The sequence below is a fragment of the Aerococcus sp. NPDC058936 genome, from assembly GCF_042741995.1.
Taxonomy (GTDB): domain Bacteria; phylum Bacillota; class Bacilli; order Lactobacillales; family Aerococcaceae; genus Aerococcus.
Map to the genome: position 1 here is coordinate 1 of NZ_JBHYKZ010000022.1, position 1554 is coordinate 1554.

Here is a 1554-nt window from a genome sequence, read left to right on the forward strand (position 1 = left end):
GGCTCTTCGTCAAATAGGACTGATGAGTAATATCTGCCAGGTAATCATTAGATTACCTGGTTTTTTTATACTCTTTTCCATTATTCATTTTTTATCTTTATTTTGTGATTATCAAGCAGCCCTTAGGCTGCTTCTACTACCGGTATTTCATTTAGATATAGTTTATTGGTCATTAATATTCTAGTTCTAAAATTTTGGAAGTTTCGGTATCCATAGGCTATCCGTTTTAAGACCTTGATTTTATTATTCAAACCTTCTATTCGGCCATTCGTTAAGTATTTATATTTGAAAGTATGCTTAATATATCTTTGAAGTTTGATAAATGTACGCAACACTCGTCTTAGTCCGCTTGGTAATTTAACTAACTTGGACTGCGCTAACTGAGCTTTAAATGCTTCAGAATCATTCTCTTGGAGTGACTCACGCAAGTTATGGACAAGATTATAGGTGTCTTTTAATAGTGGGTTCTTCTCTAGTAAATAATCTAAAATACCACCGGTATTCGTAAGCCAATCGAATAACTTAAATGGTTGATAATCCCATGAGCTTAGGCTTTCTCGAGGCATTAAAAATAGTCGCCAATATCTTTTATACTTGTTGTACAATCTATGGTCAGGAACTCTAAAGGCATTCATCACTTCAATACGTAACTTATTCAATTCTCGATTTAATGCTTGAACTAAGTGGAAGCGATCAATGATGATTTTAGCGTTGGGAAACACCTCTCTAACGACTTCCATATAAGGCATATACATGTCCATCGTAACTGTCTGAACTTTCTGCCGAGTTTTCAACGGATAGGCAAAAAAATAATCACGTAGCTTAAATTTTCTCCGGTCTCCCAACACATCAACAATCTGTGAATTCGTATTATCGATAAACACAAAGCTCATATTCCCTTCGGCATACTTTACACCTTTGAATTCATCGAAAGCAATATGCTCTGGTAATGCATCGAAGATGCTAGGTTTAAGCTCTTTACCAGTACCATCAATTACCCGTTGAACTGTATGATCAGAAACGTTGCATGTCTCTGCGATATGCTTCAATGTCAACGCATTGGTTGCAAAATCTAATACCATCCGTTTAACGCGCTTAGAAATAAAACAGTTATCGCCGACTATCTCTGATTTAGCAGTGAAGTAGCTATCGCATTCTCTACAGTGATAGCGTTGCTTGCTTAATTCAAGGTAAGCAGGTAACCCTGATATCTTTGTTAGCGTAATTCTTGATTTTTTAGATCCATTCTTAACGATACTATTTCCTCGTTTAACGCAGCCGCAGGCTGGACAATACTGAGGATTTACATCTAACTTGCCGAAATAGATCAGTGACTTTATATTCTTAACTATCATCTCTTCAACTTTATCTTCGAAAATTATATTTTCATCTTTCAATTGTAACGTGGTATTGATAAACTTATTCATACGGGGAATCTCCTATCTTATCATGGTTGTCGTTAACTTTATGATAATGGAGATTCCTCTTTTTTTGTAAAAAAAATATAGAACCAATGACTTTTTTGAAGTCATCAGTCCTATATATTGTAGAGCC

1 protein-coding gene is annotated in these 1554 nt (G+C 35.3%); it reads right to left on the reverse strand.

Translation table 11 applies throughout. The features are described 5' to 3' along the window. Positions 1 to 122: 122 nt before the first annotated feature. Positions 123 to 1427, reverse strand: a complete 1305-nt coding sequence (locus ACFW0C_RS09840; RefSeq protein WP_378107045.1) for an ISL3 family transposase — start codon at positions 1425 to 1427, stop codon at positions 123 to 125. Between the last annotated feature and the right edge of the window lie 127 nt (positions 1428 to 1554).